A 17,794-nucleotide genomic window follows, 5' to 3' on the forward strand; every position below is an offset into this window, starting at 1 on the left:
TAAATTATCAGGAACAAAAAAATTAATTGTGTAGTTATATCTTCTCAGTGAATATCTGCCAGAAAAATTTTCACTCTTTGATTGGAGTCAAATATTGCTAGGAAAATGTTCAAGGGTATTTTCCTTGTTGTCTATCATTTCCTAAATTATCAGGAACAAAAAAATTAATTGTGTAGTTATATCTTCTCAGTGAATATCTGCCAGAAAAATTTTCACTCTTTGATTGGAGTCAAATATTATTTGGCAAAATTTTTACTGCTTCTTTACTTATTATTTCTATTTTCCAAAGAAAATAGTTCACCACAACGCCGTCTTACCTCAGCTTTTGACCTGGATAATACCAGGTGGGTATCTCGGCCCAAGTTTAAAGTTTCTGGGTACAAGCCCAGTTTACTGCCACTCGAACATCTAGATTCCCAATGTTTTTTGATTTGTAGGTCAAAAAAACATTATTGGCAGTCACCAACGTCGTAGTAGAACATACTTAATATTATAGCGGTTATTTTTTTTCTGTCACCCCCCTTAAGTAAGTCAAAATTCAAAATTTAAAAGTCAAAAGCTGTAAATTCCCCAAAGCCATAACGCTACGCGCAAATCATAAGTAATACTTTTCTGAGTTTGAGAATTTATAAATAAGCCCTATTTGCTTATTGCTGTATTTTCTATTTGAAGTGTCTTTCCTCTTCTATCCTTTATATCCTAATCAGCAAATGATCCAACGCTCCAAATTTTAGCTATACCAAATCTTCTCTATTTGATTGGCGATCGCCTCACCTTCCCGACGCATAGTTTCAAAATTTTCTTCATTTAGCAAAACTGTGACATGACCTAATTTTCGACCTGGGCGAGATTCTGTTTTGCCGTACCACCAAACTGAAGCATTAGGAATATCTGCTAAATTTTGCCGTTTTGTCAAGTAGTTATTTTCCCCAAATTCATAACCCAATAAATTTACCATCACTGCTCCCCTAGCCTTAAGAGTGGTACTACCTAAAGGTAAACCACAAACTGCCCGTAAATGTTGTTCAAATTGGGAAGTCTCACAAGCATCCAAAGTGTAATGACCAGAATTATGAACTCTAGGAGCAATTTCATTAATTAAAACTTTGTTATCTTTAGTAATAAACATTTCAATCCCAAATACTCCTACTACTGCCAAACTATTAAGGATAGTCTGAGCGATCGCCTCAATTTCTTTCACTAATTCCAAATTTTCATCAGGCACAAAAACTCGCCGACAAACCTGATTTTCTTGTTGAGTTTCTACCAGGGGATAAACCTTAACTTCGCCAGTTACTCCACGAGCAGCAATAACAGCAACTTCTCGCTCAAAAGGAATAAATTCTTGTATTAGAAATTCCGAATTTCCCTGAGATTTTAAACTCTCAATATCCTTAACAATAAAAGTTCCTTGACCATCATAACCATGACGACGAGCTTTTAATACCAGAGGGAAAGATAAAGACTCAATTTCTTTTCCCCACTCCCAAAAGTTAGGAACAGGTAAACCTAAATTTTGCAAATAACACAACTGTTCATATTTATCTAATAACGGCTTCAATACAGATAAACTCGGACGAAAAATTACATCATTTTCTGCCAGAGATGACAATTCATCTATATTAATAAATTCATTCTCAAAAGTAATCACATCACAACTATTTGCTAACTTAGTAGTTGCCTGAGCATCATCAATTTCTGCCAAAATAATATCGTTTGCTATAGATACTGCCGGGTCATCTTTATGGGGAGTTTGAATAATTAAATCTACTCCTAGTTTTTTAGCTGCATCTGCCATCATCCATGCCAACTGACCACCGCCAATAACACCAACTTTTTGAATTTTCATGGGTTGCTTTTTACTAATTTCAGTGTTTTTCATTTTTCTCATCAATTCAATTACAACTTTTGTATTTTATCAACAAAAAATTTATTTTTTCTCAGTATTCACCCATAAGTTATTATCCATTAACTGATACCTACATGAAGTCTGAATAATGATAATTAAAAAAAATATTCAAAGAGTATGAGTCAGATCAACTTCTACTGCTAAATATAGTGGTAGAGTGTTGGCTAAATTAATTTTTTTTCCTGCTACTTCTGATTAATTTTGAATATAATAACAGTTATCTAGTCCTACACCTCTGTATAATTATATATAGTAATAATTTAGTTATTAACTATCAGCATTTCCCAATAAAATTAAGTAATTTATTTTGGATTCACCCGAGAAAATTTGTCAAGATTGTCTGGTAAATATTTCAGTTTACCTAATCTCCTCGATACTATTCCGATACTTTTAATTTTTGACTCCTTCACTTATCCTTAGATTTCATTTACGTTAGTTCAGCAATTAACAATTAATAATTACCGAAAAATCAAGGTATAAAGCCTTCTATTTCAAGAGAAAAAAGTGCTCTTGAATTTCGGGGTATTCAATTCCGTAGCGGTTTTAATCTTCTTGTAATTATCCATTATTCCTGATCAATTATCAATTAATGAACTCTCCCTTTTATGGAGAGGATTAACGCTCAAGAAAAAAAAGAAATTTTTGTAAGCATTCAGCTATTAACATTCAGCATTCAGCATTCAGCTTTTGACAAAATCAAGCAACTACTTCACCAAACCCCTAATTATCTCTTTCTTTATAAATTTTAATTCTCTTTAAAGACTAATTTATCCTTGGGTATAATAATGATTTAATAACTCATAGCTGTTTCGCTGCGCGACATAAAAAGCGTTTGTGTAGCATTCCGTAGGAAAGCTCCTCTGTTTGCGAAGCATTCCACAGGAAAAGAGGCTAGCTTATGGCTGACGGCTGAATGCTTACAAATTTTTTCCCCTTGAAACTTGAAAGGAGAAGCTTTTAACCTGGATTATTTAATTATCAATTATTATTAATTATTCGGTAAATCTTTCACAGGTATCTTACCTCTGGTACAAAGGTTTTTATTTCATTGTACCTCACATACCAACGAATCTGCTATATATAAAAATCAGGAATCAGATGTGAGAATTTTACCGAATTATTAATAATTAATAATTAATAATTAAATAATTCGCGCCTTGAAGCGGACCCTTGGATAGGGAAAAAAGCGGTCGTTTGCGCAGCATTCCGTAGGATGGGATGGCGAGGTCTCCTCGCCATATCCAATCGACCAAGAGAGCGGTCGTTTGCGGAGCATTCCGTAGGATGGGATGGCGAGGTCTCCCGCTCTTTCAGAACCGCTCCGCTAACGCCATATCCAATCGACCAAGAGAAAAGTGCTCTTGAATTTCCTGTTATTCAATTCCGTAACAGTTTTAACCAGAGGTAATTATCAATTATCCATTATCAATTATCAATTAATGAATCCTGTCTAAAAGTCTAAAATATGGTGGTTATTATCTTCATAAAATACGTTTTTTTTTCCTTGTTCTCTGTTGCCTATTGTCTAAAAGTTTACCATATCTCACAATTCAGATTAGATTACTATATAAGCAAATAGAAAAAAATAATTAGACATTTTTATTTCATTCAAAACATTTTACGGCAAAAGTTATACATAATTATAATTGGTAATCAATTCTCTGTCGGTGCTTAATGACCAATTGATAATTAATAATTGATAATTAATCGAATCTAGGTTAAAAGCCTCTCCTAATAATGGATAATTATTTTTTAGCATAATTATCCATTATTTATTATCCATTATCAATTGTTAAAGAGGTAATTATCCATTATTTATTATCGATGATCAATTAATGAAAGCTCTGCTATTTTCTGGCAAAGCTTGAATATTTTTTTGTATTTATGCTAATTAAAATCATATAAAACCTCCCTTTTTTTTAGGAATAGTTAGAGCAAAAGTATTAATCATCTTTTTTTCTATCCAACCATTTTGTTCCCATTTCAGTCATAGCTGAAAATACTAGATAAAGAATCAAAACACTTACACCAATGATAAATGGTACTAAATCATCCGGCATTTGTTAACCTCTAGTAAATTTTATTTCCAGATGATAACATAAACAGCGTTAGTATATCTATCTACCAGTCAGTCAATAGCTATGAACATTATCAAATTTATTATCATTTTTATTCTGCCTCTAATTACCATTATTTTAATTATATGGAAATTTTATTTTGAACCAAAATTTACTTTATTTGATGATAATAAAAGAGTCATCAACTTTCGGAACATGAATCAAGTTTTTCCCAGTAAAATTATTCATTGTTCTCAAAAATCATATCAATTTAAGGAAAATTTCCTCGACCTGAATATATCTTATGATTTCCAGGGTGAAACTAGAAAAATGTCAGACTTTTTACAGCGTTTAAAAACTACTGGTTTTTTGTTGGTAAAAAATGATGTAATTGTCTATGAAAAATACTTTCAAGGTTATACAAATACCAATAAAATTACATCTTGGTCAGTAGCAAAAGCTTTTATTTCTGCTTTGATAGGAATCGCCTTAGAAGATAATTATATTGACAGTATAGATGACCCGATTACTAAATATATGCCAGAATTGAAAGTGTCTGGTTATAACAATGTACTAATTAAACATATTCTGCAGATGCAATCTGGTGTCAGATTTACTGAAAATTTTGGTTATCAAAATACAGATATTTATCAACTTTTATATAAATTATTTCTCTATATACAGCCTATGGAAAAGGCAGTTTTAAATTATCCTTCTCAATTCCCATCAGGAAATTATTTTGAATATATGGGTTTAAATAGTCAGATATTAAGTTTATTAGTAAAACGAACCACAGAACAAAATATTGTGACTTATTTAGAGAATAAAATATGGCAACCAATGGGAGCCGAATCAGATGCTTATTGGTTGACGGATAATTATGGAACTGAAGTAACTTTTTGTGGGATGAATTGTACTTTGAGAGATTATGCAAAATTTGGTTTAGTTTATCTACACAATGGATATTTTAACGGACAACAAATTATCCCTAAAAGTTGGGTAAAAGAGTCAACAATACCCGATACTCTCCACTTAAAACCAGGAGCAACAGATGAAAGTTATTTTAGGTGGGGTTATCAATATCATTGGTGGATTCCTGAAGGTTCAAACAGTGATTATTGTGCAACTGGAGCGTGGGGGCAATATCTTTATATTAATCCTGAAAAGAACTTAGTTATAGTAAAAACGGGTTCTGGTAATAATATTTCTAGAAGTATTGATGATTTAGAAACAATTACTTTATTTCGAGCGATATCTGATGAGTTAGATTAAGATTTATTGGATTAGGTTTTAGGTTTGAATAGTTGGGATGAAATTAGGAGTTGCTACGTCTAATCAAGTATTTATTGTAAGCATTCAGCCGTCAGCTAGCCTCCTTCCTGCGGAGGAGCTGCGCTTTTTCCTGACGGAATGCTCCGCAAACATGTCGCGTTTGCGTTAGCATTCCGTAGGATAGCGAAACAGCTATCAGCTATTGTTTTTGGTGGGAAATTTAAACCCCACCCTTAAGACTATACTTTATAAATATCTTTCTTAAGATAAAACTCTATAATGGATAGCTTTAATACCAATTTGATAAATTTTTGCTACAAATAGCTAGGGGACTTTTTAGGAGTCAGGTAGGGGAGCCGTCGGATTGGCGACGTACAGGAGTCACTCAGCAAAATGAATGGCTTTAATACCATTTTTTTAGGTTGTAAATCATCTTTTTTGTCAAAAGGAAATATCCTGCAAAATCTTTTTATCGCCCTGACTATTCGTAACATTCTTTTTTCAAAATTGTATAATAGCTGGATATTATTGCTGTTAACGAAGTTCCTCCGCAGGAGGCTAGCTGAATGCTAATAGCTGAATGCTTACCTATATATTCAATTTTTGTCAAAGGCAATAGGGAATATAAAATCTAGATACATAACACAAATGCGAGTTATTAACTCATTTGTTGGCTTAATTTATTAAAAAAGCACCAGAGCTGAGTGTTAATAGCTGAATGCTTACTGTTTATTTATAAATATGAATATTGGCAAATATATAATATCAAATCCGCTAGCATTGGGATAGCATTTTTATTTGAAATGCGGAAACTGAGTCCTATTAAAAAGGGAATAGGGAATAGTAAAGAAGGGAAAATAGCATTAAATAGTAGGTTGACAAGTAGGTTGACACAAGGATTATACCAATTCCCATGCATTATTGCTATACTTGAGCGATACTTCAGTTATTAACTAATCAGCACAATCAGAATCTTTTTTTTACTAATTTTAGCTAGTTTAATGTTAATTATTCTTATGTTTGCTTCTCCTGTACGGACGCCCTTATGCAACGTCCCTACTACTCCCCTACTCCCCTACTCTGAAATAGATAAAGTTTTTGATAAATGGTATTAGCGGGTACTCAAGACAGGATTTTTTGATTAGAAAAAACCTCAATCTAGATTTACACCTCATTTGAAAACCCTATATATAGCAATTCCCAAAAAGCCTGAGGTATAAATTCGTTGGCTTTAGGCAACAAGGAAGAGATTTTAGAAAGATTTGCTCTTGACTGAAGATGAAACATTTTTTATACCGAATTAAGCGGATTTGATATAACCTATCTTAAATATTTACCGAAAAATTAAGGTATAAAGACTTCTATTTCAAGAGAAAAAAGAAAAAAATTCCTTTTAGCCAATCCTTCTATTACAGAAGAGCTAATTATTAATTATTAATTATTAATTATTAATTATTGAATACTTCTTCCTTCTTCTATAGCAATTCCCATACTGCAAAATTCTTTTGTTTTTAGGAGTAGAGAGTAGGGAATGGAAAACAAGAAAAACTACTATATTTCAGTAACTTGAGAAACAATATAATTTTTATTTATAATAAAAAGGCTTTTAGTTTTAAAATTTTCAACTTTGTCATAGATTGATGACAAAATTTGCGAAAAAATTTTCACATCCTAATCACGAAGTTTCAATATTTTTAGCGTTTTTTTTCTGTTTTGCCATCGTCTATATGGTAGAATAATCCGACGGAGTGTTATTGCTTTAGAGAATTTTAACCAGGGAAACACCTATAATTTCGTTCTTTTGAGAGGCGATCGCTCTTAACTTACTTTTGGATGAATGACTAATTTTTCTCTCTTCATTTTTTACTGGTTGATAGATTGACTGTTTTGTGGTATAGGGAAAAAATTCTAGGAACCAAAAGAAGGAGACTAGAAACCAAACAACCAAACCACCCGAAAACCCCCGTTGTTGACGCAGATGTTTGTATTATCCCAGTCACGATCAGCGCTCCGACACCACCAGGGATAGTCATTCCAACTGCCACCACAGAGCACTCGTAACTCACTATTTTCCCCACTTTCCCAAGCACTCCCATCAGTGGGCACACCTTCATAGCTATTATGCCAAATATCCTGACACCACTCGTCTACATTCCCGTGCATATCGTATCAACCAAAAGCATTGGGAGGAAAACTTCCCACATCGGTAGTCTGTTGTCGATATTTACCTTTAGGCGCATTGCCATAACCATAGTTGCCATTGTAGTTAACTAAATCAGTCGTAATAGTAACACCAAAATAAAAAGGAGTAGTTGTACCAGCGCGACAAGCATATTCCCACTGACTCTCACTAGGTAGTCTGTAGGTTTTCCTAGTTTTCTCAGATAACCTTTGACAAAATTCTGTAGCGTTATGCCATGTCACTCTCTCTACTGGGCGGTTTCCTCCTTTAAAGTAAGAAGGATTTTCCCCCATCATAACTAAATATTGGTCTTGAGTAATGGGGTATTTACTCATATAAAAAGGTTGAAGCGTTACTTGATGCTGAGGACTTTCTTTATCAGTTCTTCGAGCTTCATTTTTCGGTGAACCTATGAGAAAACTACCACCAGGAATATAGACCATTTCTAATTTAATACCATTACCTAAATCTTCTATTTTTTGCCTCGCATTTCTCTGGGTGCGCTTGATGATTTTGCCGGAGTTGTTGACTGTCACAACCTCAAAAGTAAACCTTTCTCCCTTTGCTACTTCTGTTGTAAATATTGGAAATATTTTTGGTTTGTCAGTAGAGTTGATTTGTTGTTGATATTTAGGGTTCACAACCGACAATATTTCTCCTACATTTTGAAACCTTTTCTTAGTTGCTCCAACAATCATTTTATCTAAAATTTTAGCAACTTCATCACTTACGGTAAACTTTAAATATTCTCGCCACACCCATTCACCTTCACTCACATCAAATAAATCAAAAGGTTCCACCTGAGTTAATAAATTAATAGAAGTCACACCCAAACTATAAATATCGCTAGCAAAAGTTGCTTTTCCTAATGCTTGTTCTGGAGCAGCATATCCCGCAGAACCAATTACAGTTCCTGTCACAGCTAAAGCAGTATTCGTTGCATATTTAGCTGCTCCAAAATCTACTAATAATAATTGGTTATCTCTCCTTCTCCTAATAATATTCTCTGGTTTAATATCCCTATGTATCACCTGTTGAGAATGAATAAACTCTAATACAGGCAACAAACTTTTTAACAACTCCCTAATTTGCCTTTCATCAAAAGCTCCTGACAACTCTAACTCCTGTTTTAAATTTTGTCCGTCGATAAATTCTTGCACTAAATACTGTCGGTTATCTTGAGTATAATATGCGAAAAGTTCAGGAATTTGTGGATGTCTACCTAAACTATCTAAACGTTCAGCTTCTTGGGCAAATAATGAGGCAGCTTTTTCTCTGTTTTGGGTTCCTTGAGCTTGAGGAAAAAATTGTTTAATTACACAAAAAGGTTTGGATGGTCTATACTCATCTACTGCTTGAAAAGTTCTGCCAAAACCACCTTGCCCAATAATTTTTAGAGGGCGATAACGTCCGGCTAAAACTAATTTTTCACCGCAGCTTTGACAATATTTTGTTTCTGGTAGGTTGATTTTTAAACAATCTGGGTTGAGACATTCGGTCATGGTTCCTCCTCTGATTTTATCTTCTTAGTTTTTACTTCTTTCTACTTCAATAAAATTCCTGATAGATAGTAAGGATAATAAAAAATATGGAGATATCTGTTTTATTTTTAGGGAGGGTAAAGATTTTCTCACCCTAACATTAAAATTTAGTTTTGTGATTTGGAGTAAAAACAGGCCCTGGTAATAGGATTTATAGTACAATAATCCTACGGAGTGTTATTGCTTTAGAGAATTTTGAGCTGGGAAATAACTATAGTTTCATTGTTTTGATAGGCGATCGCCCTTAACTTACTTTTGGATGAATGACTAATTTTTCTCTCTTCATTTTTTACTGGTTGATAGATTGACTATTTTATGGGATATGAATTTCTCTACATTTCTTACCTGGGCAACTAGCAAAACTAAATCTACCAACCCTAACAATTTGGCTTTTGTTGTTGAATCAAAAGTCAATAGCATGGGCGCAAGACAACATATAAATAACTGTATCACGATTTTAGAGACAATGCAAGCCGAAATACCTTTTTTAGCTGATTTTTTTTGGAGCTTCACAGAATGAAATTTACCTCTACTGAGGATAGACTTCTATATATATTAGGTATTAGGTAGAAGTTAGGTGGCGATCGCTCTGATGTTGATCAGAAATAATTAGGAGTTGCTGATTAAATCTTAAAAGCTTTACATATAAAGGTTTTAGCTTTTTTAGGTATTGAAAAAGTACCTGGTTTTGAGCATGAAGAGCTGAAAAAGTTAGCATTTTCGCTGCTGAGTATAGCAAAAAAATTACTCCCGTACGGACGCCCTTATGCAACGTCCGTACCTAATCTCCCGCTCCCCTAATCCTTAAAAAAGACTTTTTCAGCAAACCCTAATTAGGACTACAGACAATACGGAAACCAAAGTAGTTGTAACGGAATACTCGCCCAAAGTAACTAACACGAATAGCAGAACGGCAGAACTCAGGATTATCGTACCAAGAACCACCCCGTAGTGGAGAACTATCTATGTCCCTATCTTGCCAAGGACTACCATCATTAGGAGCGCCATTATAATTATCGTGCCAAATATCTAGACACCATTCCCAGACATTACCGTGCATATCATATAAACCAAAAGGATTGGGAGGAAAGCTACCTACATTTGTTGTTTGTTGTTGATATTTACCTTTTGGAGCATCCCTATAGGTAAAGTTACCATTATAGTTAGCTAACTCAGACGTTATAGTTTCTCCAAAATAAAATGGTGTAGTTGTTCCGGCTCGACAAGCATATTCCCATTCACTCTCACTGGGCAAACTGTAAATTTTTCTTGTTTTCTCGGATAGCTGTTCACAAAATTTTGCGGCATTATACCATGTCACAGTCTCTACAGGGCGATTTCTTCCTTTAAAATAAGAAGGATTTTTATCCATAATGACTTGATATTGTTCTTGAGTAATAGGATATTTGCTCATATAAAAAGGTTGGAGAGTAACTTGATGTTGAGGAGTTTCTGTATTAAATCTTCGTTCTTCTTTTTCTGGGGAACCCATGATAAAACTTCCTCCAGGAATATAAACCATTTCTAATTTAATACCATTACCTAAATCTTCTATTTTTTGTCTGGCATTATCGGGGGTGCGGTTAATTATTTTGCCAAAATTATTGACAGTTACTACCTCAAAAGTAAATATTTCTCCTATTTCTGATTCTGGTATTGGTGTGAGAAATGTTTGTGGTGGAGAAGTTTCGTTAATAACGGGTGTTACTGTTAATTTTTGAGATATTTGTGGTGGAGGGGTAAACTTTTTTTCCGTTGAATAAGTTTGGTTAATAACCGACAATATTGCTCCTGTATTTTGAGACTTTTTCTGAAAATTAGGCAACAAGAGAACGCGAAAACCTAAGTTAATTATAAAGTTATCAAAATAGTTGTTAAAGCGGAAAGCACTCCGGCAATGATTAGGGTTATCGTTCCAACTACCACCACGAATAACTCTTTGATTAATACTTTCTCCTTTTTCCCAAACACTTCCATCATTAGGAGCGCCATTATAATTATCGTGCCAAATATCTAGACACCATTCCCAGACATTACCGTGCATATCGTATAAACCAAAAGCATTGGGAGGAAAAATTCCTACATTTGTTGTTTCTTGTCGATAGTTACTTTTAGAAACTTTGCCATAAATATAGTTGCTATTGTAGTTAGCTAACTCAGACGTTATAGTTTCTCCAAAATAAAAAGGAGTAGAAGTTCGGGCACGACAAGCATATTCCCACTGACTTTCACTGGGAAGTTTATAAATTTTTCCAGTTTTCTCACAGAGTCTTTGACAAAATTCTGTAGCGTGATGCCATGTCACATTTTCTACTGGGAAGTTTCCTCCTTTAAAGTTAGAAGGATTTTCTCCCATAATGGTTTGGTATTGGTTTTGAGTAATAGGATATTTACTCATATAAAAAGGTTGAATAGTAACTTGATGTGGCGGACTTTCTATATCGTATTTTCGTGGTTTATCTTCTGGGGAACCCATAATAAAATTCCCTCCAGGAATATAAACCATTTCTAATTTAATGCCATTACCTAAATCTTCGATTTTTTGTCTGGCACTAGCGGGAGTACGGCGGATTATTTTGCCAAAATTATTAACAGTTACTACTTCAAAAGTAAATATTTCTCCTATTTCTGATTCTGGTATTGGTGTGAGAAATGTTGGTGGTGGAAAAGTTTGATTAATAACTGATGGTTCTGTTAATTTTTCAGTTTGTGGTGGAGGGGTAAAAGTTTTTTCCTTTGGATAAGTCTGATTAATAACTGACGATATTTCCCCATAATTTTGAAATATTTTGTTAGTTGTATCTACAGTCATTTTATCCAACAAATTTATTACTTCCGGGGTAGACGAGACAATCCGAAAACCCCTGTAGTAGATAAGATTATCGCCATCATTTTCGTAACGTCTGGCACTCCGACAATTCCAAGAATAGTTGTACCAACTACCTCCACGAAGGACTTTTATATTACTATCTCCCAAAGTTTCCCAAGCACTTCCATCATTAGGCGCACCATCATAATTAATGTGCCAAATATCGAGACACCATTCCCAGACATTCCCATGCATATCGTATAAACCAAAAGCATTGGGAGGAAAAATTCCCACATTGGTTGTTTCTCCTCGATATTTATCTTTAGGGGCATTACTATAAGGATAATTACCATCATAATTAACTAACTCAGACGTTATAGTTTCTCCAAAATAAAAAGGAGTAGAAGTTCGGGCACGACAAGCATATTCCCACCGACTCTCACTGGGCAGTCTATAAATTTTGCCAGTTTTCTCAGAAAGCTTTTGGCAAAACTCTACTGCGTCATACCATGTAACATTTTCAACTGGGCGACTTTTTCCTTCAAAGTGAGAAGGATTTTCTTCCATAATTGCCTGATATTGTTCTTGAGTAATAGGGTATTTACTCATATAAAAAGGTTGGAGAGTTACTTGATGTTGCGGACTTTCATCAGAGCTTCTTCCCTGTTCATTTTCTGGGGAACCCATAATAAAACTTCCTCCAGGAATATAAACCATTTCTAATTTAATACCATTACCTAAATCTTCTATTTTTTGTCTGGCACTATTGGTAGTATGACTGATTATTTTGCCAAAATTATTGACAGTTACTGCTTCAAAAGTAAATATTTCTCCTATTTCTGATTCTGGTATTGATGTGAGAAATGTTTGTGGTGGATAAGTGTCAATAATAACTGGTGTTGCTGTTGGTTTTGGAAATATTCGTGGTGGGGGGATAAACTTTGTTTCCATTGGATAAATATGGTTAATAACCGACAAAATTTCTCTTGGATTTTGAAATCTTTTCTTAGTCGCCCTGATAATCATTTTATCCAATAAATTTTTTACTTTATCACTTACCTTCGACTTTAAATAATTTTGCCATATCCACTTATCTTCGCCCACATCAAATAAGTTAACAGGTTCGACTTCAGTTAATAAATGAATACAAGTTACACCTAAACTATAAATATCACTAGAAAAGGTTGCTTTTCCCATTGCTTGTTCGGGAGGGGCATATCCTTCAGAACCAATAATAGTTCCCGTCACAGTTAAAGCCATCTTTGTCACAAATTTCGCTATACCAAAATCTACTAAGACTAATTGGTTATCTCTTTTTCTCCTAATAATATTTTCTGGTTTTATATCCCGATGAATCACCCGTTGAGCATGAATAAATTCCAACACAGGTAACAAACTTTTTAACAACTCCAAAATTTTCCTTTCATCAAAAGCACCCGACCAAGTTAATTCCTGTTGTAAAGTTTGCCCATCAATAAATTCTTGTACTAAATATTGTCGATTATCTTGACTAAAGTATGCTAAAAGTTCGGGAATTTGTGGATGTCTACCTAAAGTATCTAAACGTTCAGCTTCTTGAGCAAATAATAGAGCAGCTTTTGATAAATTTTCTGTTCCTTTTGCTTGAGGTAAAAATTGTTTAATTACACAAAAAGGCTTTGAGGGTTTAAATTCATCCACCGCTTGAAAAGTTCGACCAAAACCACCCCGCCCAATAATTTTTAAGGCTCGATAACGTTCGACTAAAACTAATTTTTCATCGCAACTTTGACAAAATTTGGTTTCTGGTGAATTAGATTCTAAACAATCAGGATTTAGGCATTGAGTCATTTCAGTCATAGCGCTAGGGAATAGGGAATAGGGAATAGGGAATAGGGAATAGGGTGTCTAATTAATTTGGCATAGGAATTTATCAGTACCTCAAATTTCAAGAAAGTTTATTATTTCCATCTATTTAAAAGGGGAGGTATAATACCTTATTTTTGGGTCATAGTTTATATTTTGATTTTATCTTCTTAGTTTTTAACTATAACTATCGCAATTGTAAATATTTAGATTCTGCCATAGCTGCAACTATTTTCTTCCTAAAACAATACTCTCAGATTGATAAATTTTAGCTATAAAAGTTGTTGGTCTGTTTCAAGCAAGTTTTTAGATTGTTTCTAGAGTTTTGACAAAGTTTTCTGTCATTGCTTCACTGAAAAAATTAGTAGAAGATAAAAAAATCTGACATTTGCTCAAGTAGCTAGTAATTTTTATCTGGTTGAATAACCAGTATTTTCATACTTCAATTGAGAGGTCTACATAGCTAATGTGTGGTAGAAAATTTTCATCGTAAATTTTAACTTTTGCTTTGACTTACGTTGAAGGTTTGAGAATTTTATTTTTTCCCAAACATCAATCAATAAAGAAAACAAGTTATGATTTTGTTGGCTTAGTTTGATAATGTTTTGTTTGTCAGGTAAGAGAATTTTTACAAAAGTTTTTTATAGCTTTCACTAGCAGCGAATATCATCTAATGGTAATTCAGGTTCAATAGTTAAATCTGGGCAAAATTCTAGTTCTATTTCAATATGAGCTTTCGGATGTTGATAATGTTTTGTTTGTCAGAGAAGAGAATTTTTACAAAAGTTTATTGAAATACTCTATTATCCTCTAATAAAAAATCAACATAACTTTTGACTTCAACCTTGGCTTTGCACTAAGAAGTCTTGCCAATTTTTACTTGATTTTTTCCCAGACATCAATCAATAAAGAAAACAAGTTATGATTTTTTGTGATTGGTTTGATAATGTTTTGTTTGTCAGGTAAGAGAATTTTTACAAAAGTTTTTTATAGCTTTCACTAGCAGCGAATATCATCTAATGGTGATTCAGGTTCAATAGTTAAGTCTAGGCAAAATTCTAGTTCTATTTCAATATGAGCTTTCGCAGACTGAAATGACCGATAATTATAGTGATATCTTCTATTATATTCCTATGGCAAAAAACCAATATAATTTTTGACTATTAGTTTGCCTTTGCACTAATAAGTATCACCAATTTTTACTTAATTTTTTCTCAAACATAAATCAATAAAGAAAACAATTTATGATTTTTTGTGATTGGTTTGATAATGTTTTGTTTGTCAGTTAAGAGAATTTTGAAAAAAGTTTTTTAGAGCTTTCACTATACCGGATATCATCTAATGGTAATTCAGGTTCAATAGTTAAATTAGAGGCAAATTCTAGTTCTATTTCAATATGAGTTTTCGGATTCTGAAATCAACGATAATTATAGTGATATCTTCTATTATATTCCTCTGAAAAAAAAACAATATAATTTTTGACTATTAGTTTGCCTTTGCACCAAGAATTCTTACCAATTTTTACTTGATTTTTTCCCAAACATCAATCAATAAAGAAAACAAGTTATGATTTTTTGTGATTGGTTTGATAATGTTTTGTTTGTCAGAGAAGAGAATTTTTACAAAAGTTTTTTATAACTTTCACTAGCAGCGAATATCATCTAATGGTGATTCAGGTTCAATAGTTAAATCTGAGCAAAATTCTAGCAGTATTTCAATATTAGCTTTCGGATTCTGAAACGCATTATAATTATACTTATATCCTCTATACTCCTCTGGCAAAAAATCAACATAACTTTTGACTCTAAGTTTTCCTTTGCGCCAACCACTATCACCAATTTTTAAAAGTTTGCATTCTATTTCTTCAGTTACTGATTCCCATTTACTACTATTTAATTTCAGGTAAACTGGAGTATCAATACGAAGCCATCCATTTAACTGGTCAAAAATCACCATAGATTTACTTTGAGCTAAATAAATTTTTCTTTTTACTTCCTCAAAACATAGTTCCCTAAACCTTCCTACTATAAATGTATGTTGATCAAATAATAAAATATCATCATCACTTTTAAGTAATTGAAAATTATCACTCATATTAACCAACTCATCTAAACAAACAACTGTTATTATATCAACTTAACTACCTATCCTTATTTTTAGTGATACTTTTATACTTTATACCAAATCCGGTATAGATACACCTGTTATATATCCCCCGTGTAGAGACCTTGCATGCAAGGTCTCTACAGGTTTTTCGCGGTTTACTGAAAACTGGTCTTTTTAAACCAGATTTGGTATTATTTAAAATTTAACTTTCTCTTCTTGATAACCAATACCAAATCTAGTTATTATAGGCTGATTATAAAGTGAGGTATAACATATAGCAATCCTAAATGATTTGCGAAAAAAAACTTTAGGGGTTTGGTCTTCAAACCCAAACCAAAATGGGATTTGTCAACCAAACTGCTACGATAAAATATTACAATCTATTTAAAATTACTATAGATATTTATAATCAGATTTAGTATAGAATATTCTTACTTTTTCCTTCTTACTTCTTCCTTCTTACTTCTTCCTTCCTTATGAAAATATTAATAGTAGGTAACGGCGGTAGAGAACACGCGATCGCCTGGAAATTATCCCAATCTTCCCAAGTTCAACAAATATTTTGTACCCCAGGAAATGGTGGCACTGCCACCCAAGCAAAATGTCAAAATATACCCATTTCAGTTACAGATTTTCCAGCCCTTAAACAACTTATCGACGACCAAAATATCTCTCTTGTTGTTGTTGGTCCTGAAGTTCCCCTAGCTCTCGGCATTACCGACTACCTACAACAACCCAACCTCAAAATATTCGGTCCCACTAAAGCAGGCGCCATTCTCGAAGCTAGTAAATCTTGGGCAAAAGATTTTATGTCCGAGGCAAATATTCCCACTGCTAAATCAGCCACCTTTACCAAGGCCGAAACTGCTAAAGAATACATTACAGAAATTCCCATAGTCATTAAAGCAGATGGTCTAGCTGCCGGAAAAGGAGTCACCGTCGCCACTACAATTGAAATGGCTCATAATGCTATAGATGATATTTTTCAGGGAGACTTTGACAAAAAAAACCAATCTGTGGTAATAGAAGAGTTCCTCACAGGTCAAGAAGTATCAGTATTAGCCCTCACCGATGGACTAACCATTCGTCCTCTATTACCAGCCCAAGACCATAAACAAGTAGGCGAAGGAGACACAGGACCCAACACCGGAGGTATGGGCGCTTATACTCCTACTCCTATTATTACCCCGGAACTCATGGCCTCCATTCAACAACAAGTCCTAGAACCAACTTTGACTAATTTACAAAAACGTGGTATTGACTATCGTGGCGTGATTTATGCTGGATTAATGATTAGTCCGACAGGAGAGCCAAAAGTATTAGAATTTAACTGTAGGTTCGGCGACCCAGAAACTCAACCTATTCTGTCATTGCTGGAAACTCCATTAGAGGAATTGTTATTAGCTTGTTGTGAACAACGTTTGGCTGAGTTGCCTCCTATTAAATGGAAACCAGGAGTGGCGGTATGTGTAGTCTTAGCTTCTGGGGGTTATCCGGGAGCTTATGAGAAAGGTAAAATAATTTCTGGGATAGAAAAAGCTGAAGCTACTGGAGCAACTATATTTCATGCTGGCACAAAATTCCAAGCAGAAGATTTAATTACCGATGGTGGCCGTGTTTTGGGAGTAACAGCAGTAGGGAGTAATTTTACTGAGGCTAAGACAAAAGCTTATGCTGCTGTAAATTCTGTTCAATTTGAAGGAATGTACTATCGCCGAGATATAGGTAGTCGGGTTTTAATGAATTAGGACTGATGCAAAGCTACTATATATAGAGTTAAAAAACTATAACGTTATAGTTTTTAACGCTATATATGTGTGCTGGTGCGTAATTCCTATGAATAATGAATAATGGATAATGGATAATGAATAATGAATAATGAATAAAGGATAATGGATAATTAAAACAATCTCTAATTATCAATTATTAATTGGGGCTGGCTGATTAAATATAAAACCATTGACAAATAAAAGTTTGACCAATTTTAGGTCATTTGAATAATGAATAATGCATAATGGATAATGAATAAAGGATAATGGATAATTAAAACAATCTCTAATTATCAATTATTAA

At 33.6% G+C, this 17,794-nt stretch carries 8 protein-coding genes, 1 other RNA gene and 1 pseudogene; 3 read left to right on the plus strand and 7 right to left on the minus strand.

Annotated elements, in window-relative coordinates; genetic code table 11:
- Positions 1 to 293: 293 nt before the first annotated feature.
- From ssrS to ACP6PK_RS11610, 3 genes are all read right to left on the minus strand, one after another.
- A non-coding RNA gene (ssrS, locus tag ACP6PK_RS11600) (6S RNA) lies at positions 294 to 480 on the minus strand.
- A gap of 250 nt (positions 481 to 730) precedes the next feature.
- On the minus strand, positions 731 to 1,882 hold the full coding sequence (locus tag ACP6PK_RS11605; protein WP_426559736.1) for a 5-(carboxyamino)imidazole ribonucleotide synthase: 1,152 nt from the start codon (positions 1,880 to 1,882) through the stop codon (positions 731 to 733).
- 1,657 nt (positions 1,883 to 3,539) lie between these two features.
- Positions 3,540 to 3,668 carry a hypothetical protein gene (locus ACP6PK_RS11610; protein WP_426559737.1) on the minus strand — a complete coding sequence of 43 codons (129 nt, stop codon included), beginning with the start codon at positions 3,666 to 3,668 and terminating at the stop codon, positions 3,540 to 3,542.
- Between the two features lie 382 nt (positions 3,669 to 4,050).
- On the opposite strand from ACP6PK_RS11610, the gene ACP6PK_RS11615 reads away from it, so the two are divergent.
- Entirely contained in the window at positions 4,051 to 5,238 is a 1,188-nt protein-coding gene (locus ACP6PK_RS11615; RefSeq protein WP_426559738.1) for a serine hydrolase domain-containing protein, read from the plus strand.
- A 1,929-nt stretch (positions 5,239 to 7,167) separates the two neighbouring features.
- Here the strand turns inward: ACP6PK_RS11615 and ACP6PK_RS11620 are convergent.
- A pseudogene (locus tag ACP6PK_RS11620) lies at positions 7,168 to 8,922 on the minus strand (SUMF1/EgtB/PvdO family nonheme iron enzyme).
- Positions 8,923 to 9,283: 361 nt separating this feature from the next.
- Here ACP6PK_RS11620 and ACP6PK_RS11625 point away from each other — a divergent pair.
- A complete protein-coding gene (locus ACP6PK_RS11625) occupies positions 9,284 to 9,481 on the plus strand; it encodes a hypothetical protein (RefSeq protein WP_426559739.1) in 198 nt (65 codons plus the stop codon).
- A 42-nt stretch (positions 9,482 to 9,523) separates the two neighbouring features.
- Here the strand turns inward: ACP6PK_RS11625 and ACP6PK_RS11630 are convergent, their stop codons facing one another.
- The 3 genes from ACP6PK_RS11630 to ACP6PK_RS11640 all read right to left on the minus strand — a co-directional run bounded on the left by ACP6PK_RS11630 (position 9,524) and on the right by ACP6PK_RS11640 (position 15,709).
- Positions 9,524 to 9,679, minus strand: a complete 156-nt coding sequence (locus ACP6PK_RS11630) for a hypothetical protein (protein WP_426559740.1) — start codon at positions 9,677 to 9,679, stop codon at positions 9,524 to 9,526.
- Positions 9,680 to 9,790: 111 nt separating this feature from the next.
- Positions 9,791 to 13,600, minus strand: a complete 3,810-nt coding sequence (locus tag ACP6PK_RS11635; protein ID WP_426559741.1) for a bifunctional serine/threonine-protein kinase/formylglycine-generating enzyme family protein — start codon at positions 13,598 to 13,600, stop codon at positions 9,791 to 9,793.
- A gap of 1,659 nt (positions 13,601 to 15,259) precedes the next feature.
- Positions 15,260 to 15,709 (minus strand): KGK domain-containing protein, encoded by a 450-nt coding sequence (locus tag ACP6PK_RS11640; RefSeq protein WP_426559742.1) that lies wholly within the window; start codon positions 15,707 to 15,709, stop codon positions 15,260 to 15,262.
- 488 nt (positions 15,710 to 16,197) lie between these two features.
- On the opposite strand from ACP6PK_RS11640, the gene purD reads away from it, so the two are divergent.
- Positions 16,198 to 17,469 carry a phosphoribosylamine--glycine ligase gene (gene purD, locus ACP6PK_RS11645; protein WP_426559743.1) on the plus strand — a complete coding sequence of 424 codons (1,272 nt, stop codon included), beginning with the start codon at positions 16,198 to 16,200 and terminating at the stop codon, positions 17,467 to 17,469.
- Positions 17,470 to 17,794 lie beyond the last annotated feature (325 nt).

Origin of the sequence: Dapis hubbardiae BLCC-M172, assembly GCF_050016015.1 — a bacterium.
Lineage (GTDB): Bacteria > Cyanobacteriota > Cyanobacteriia > Cyanobacteriales > Microcoleaceae > Trichodesmium.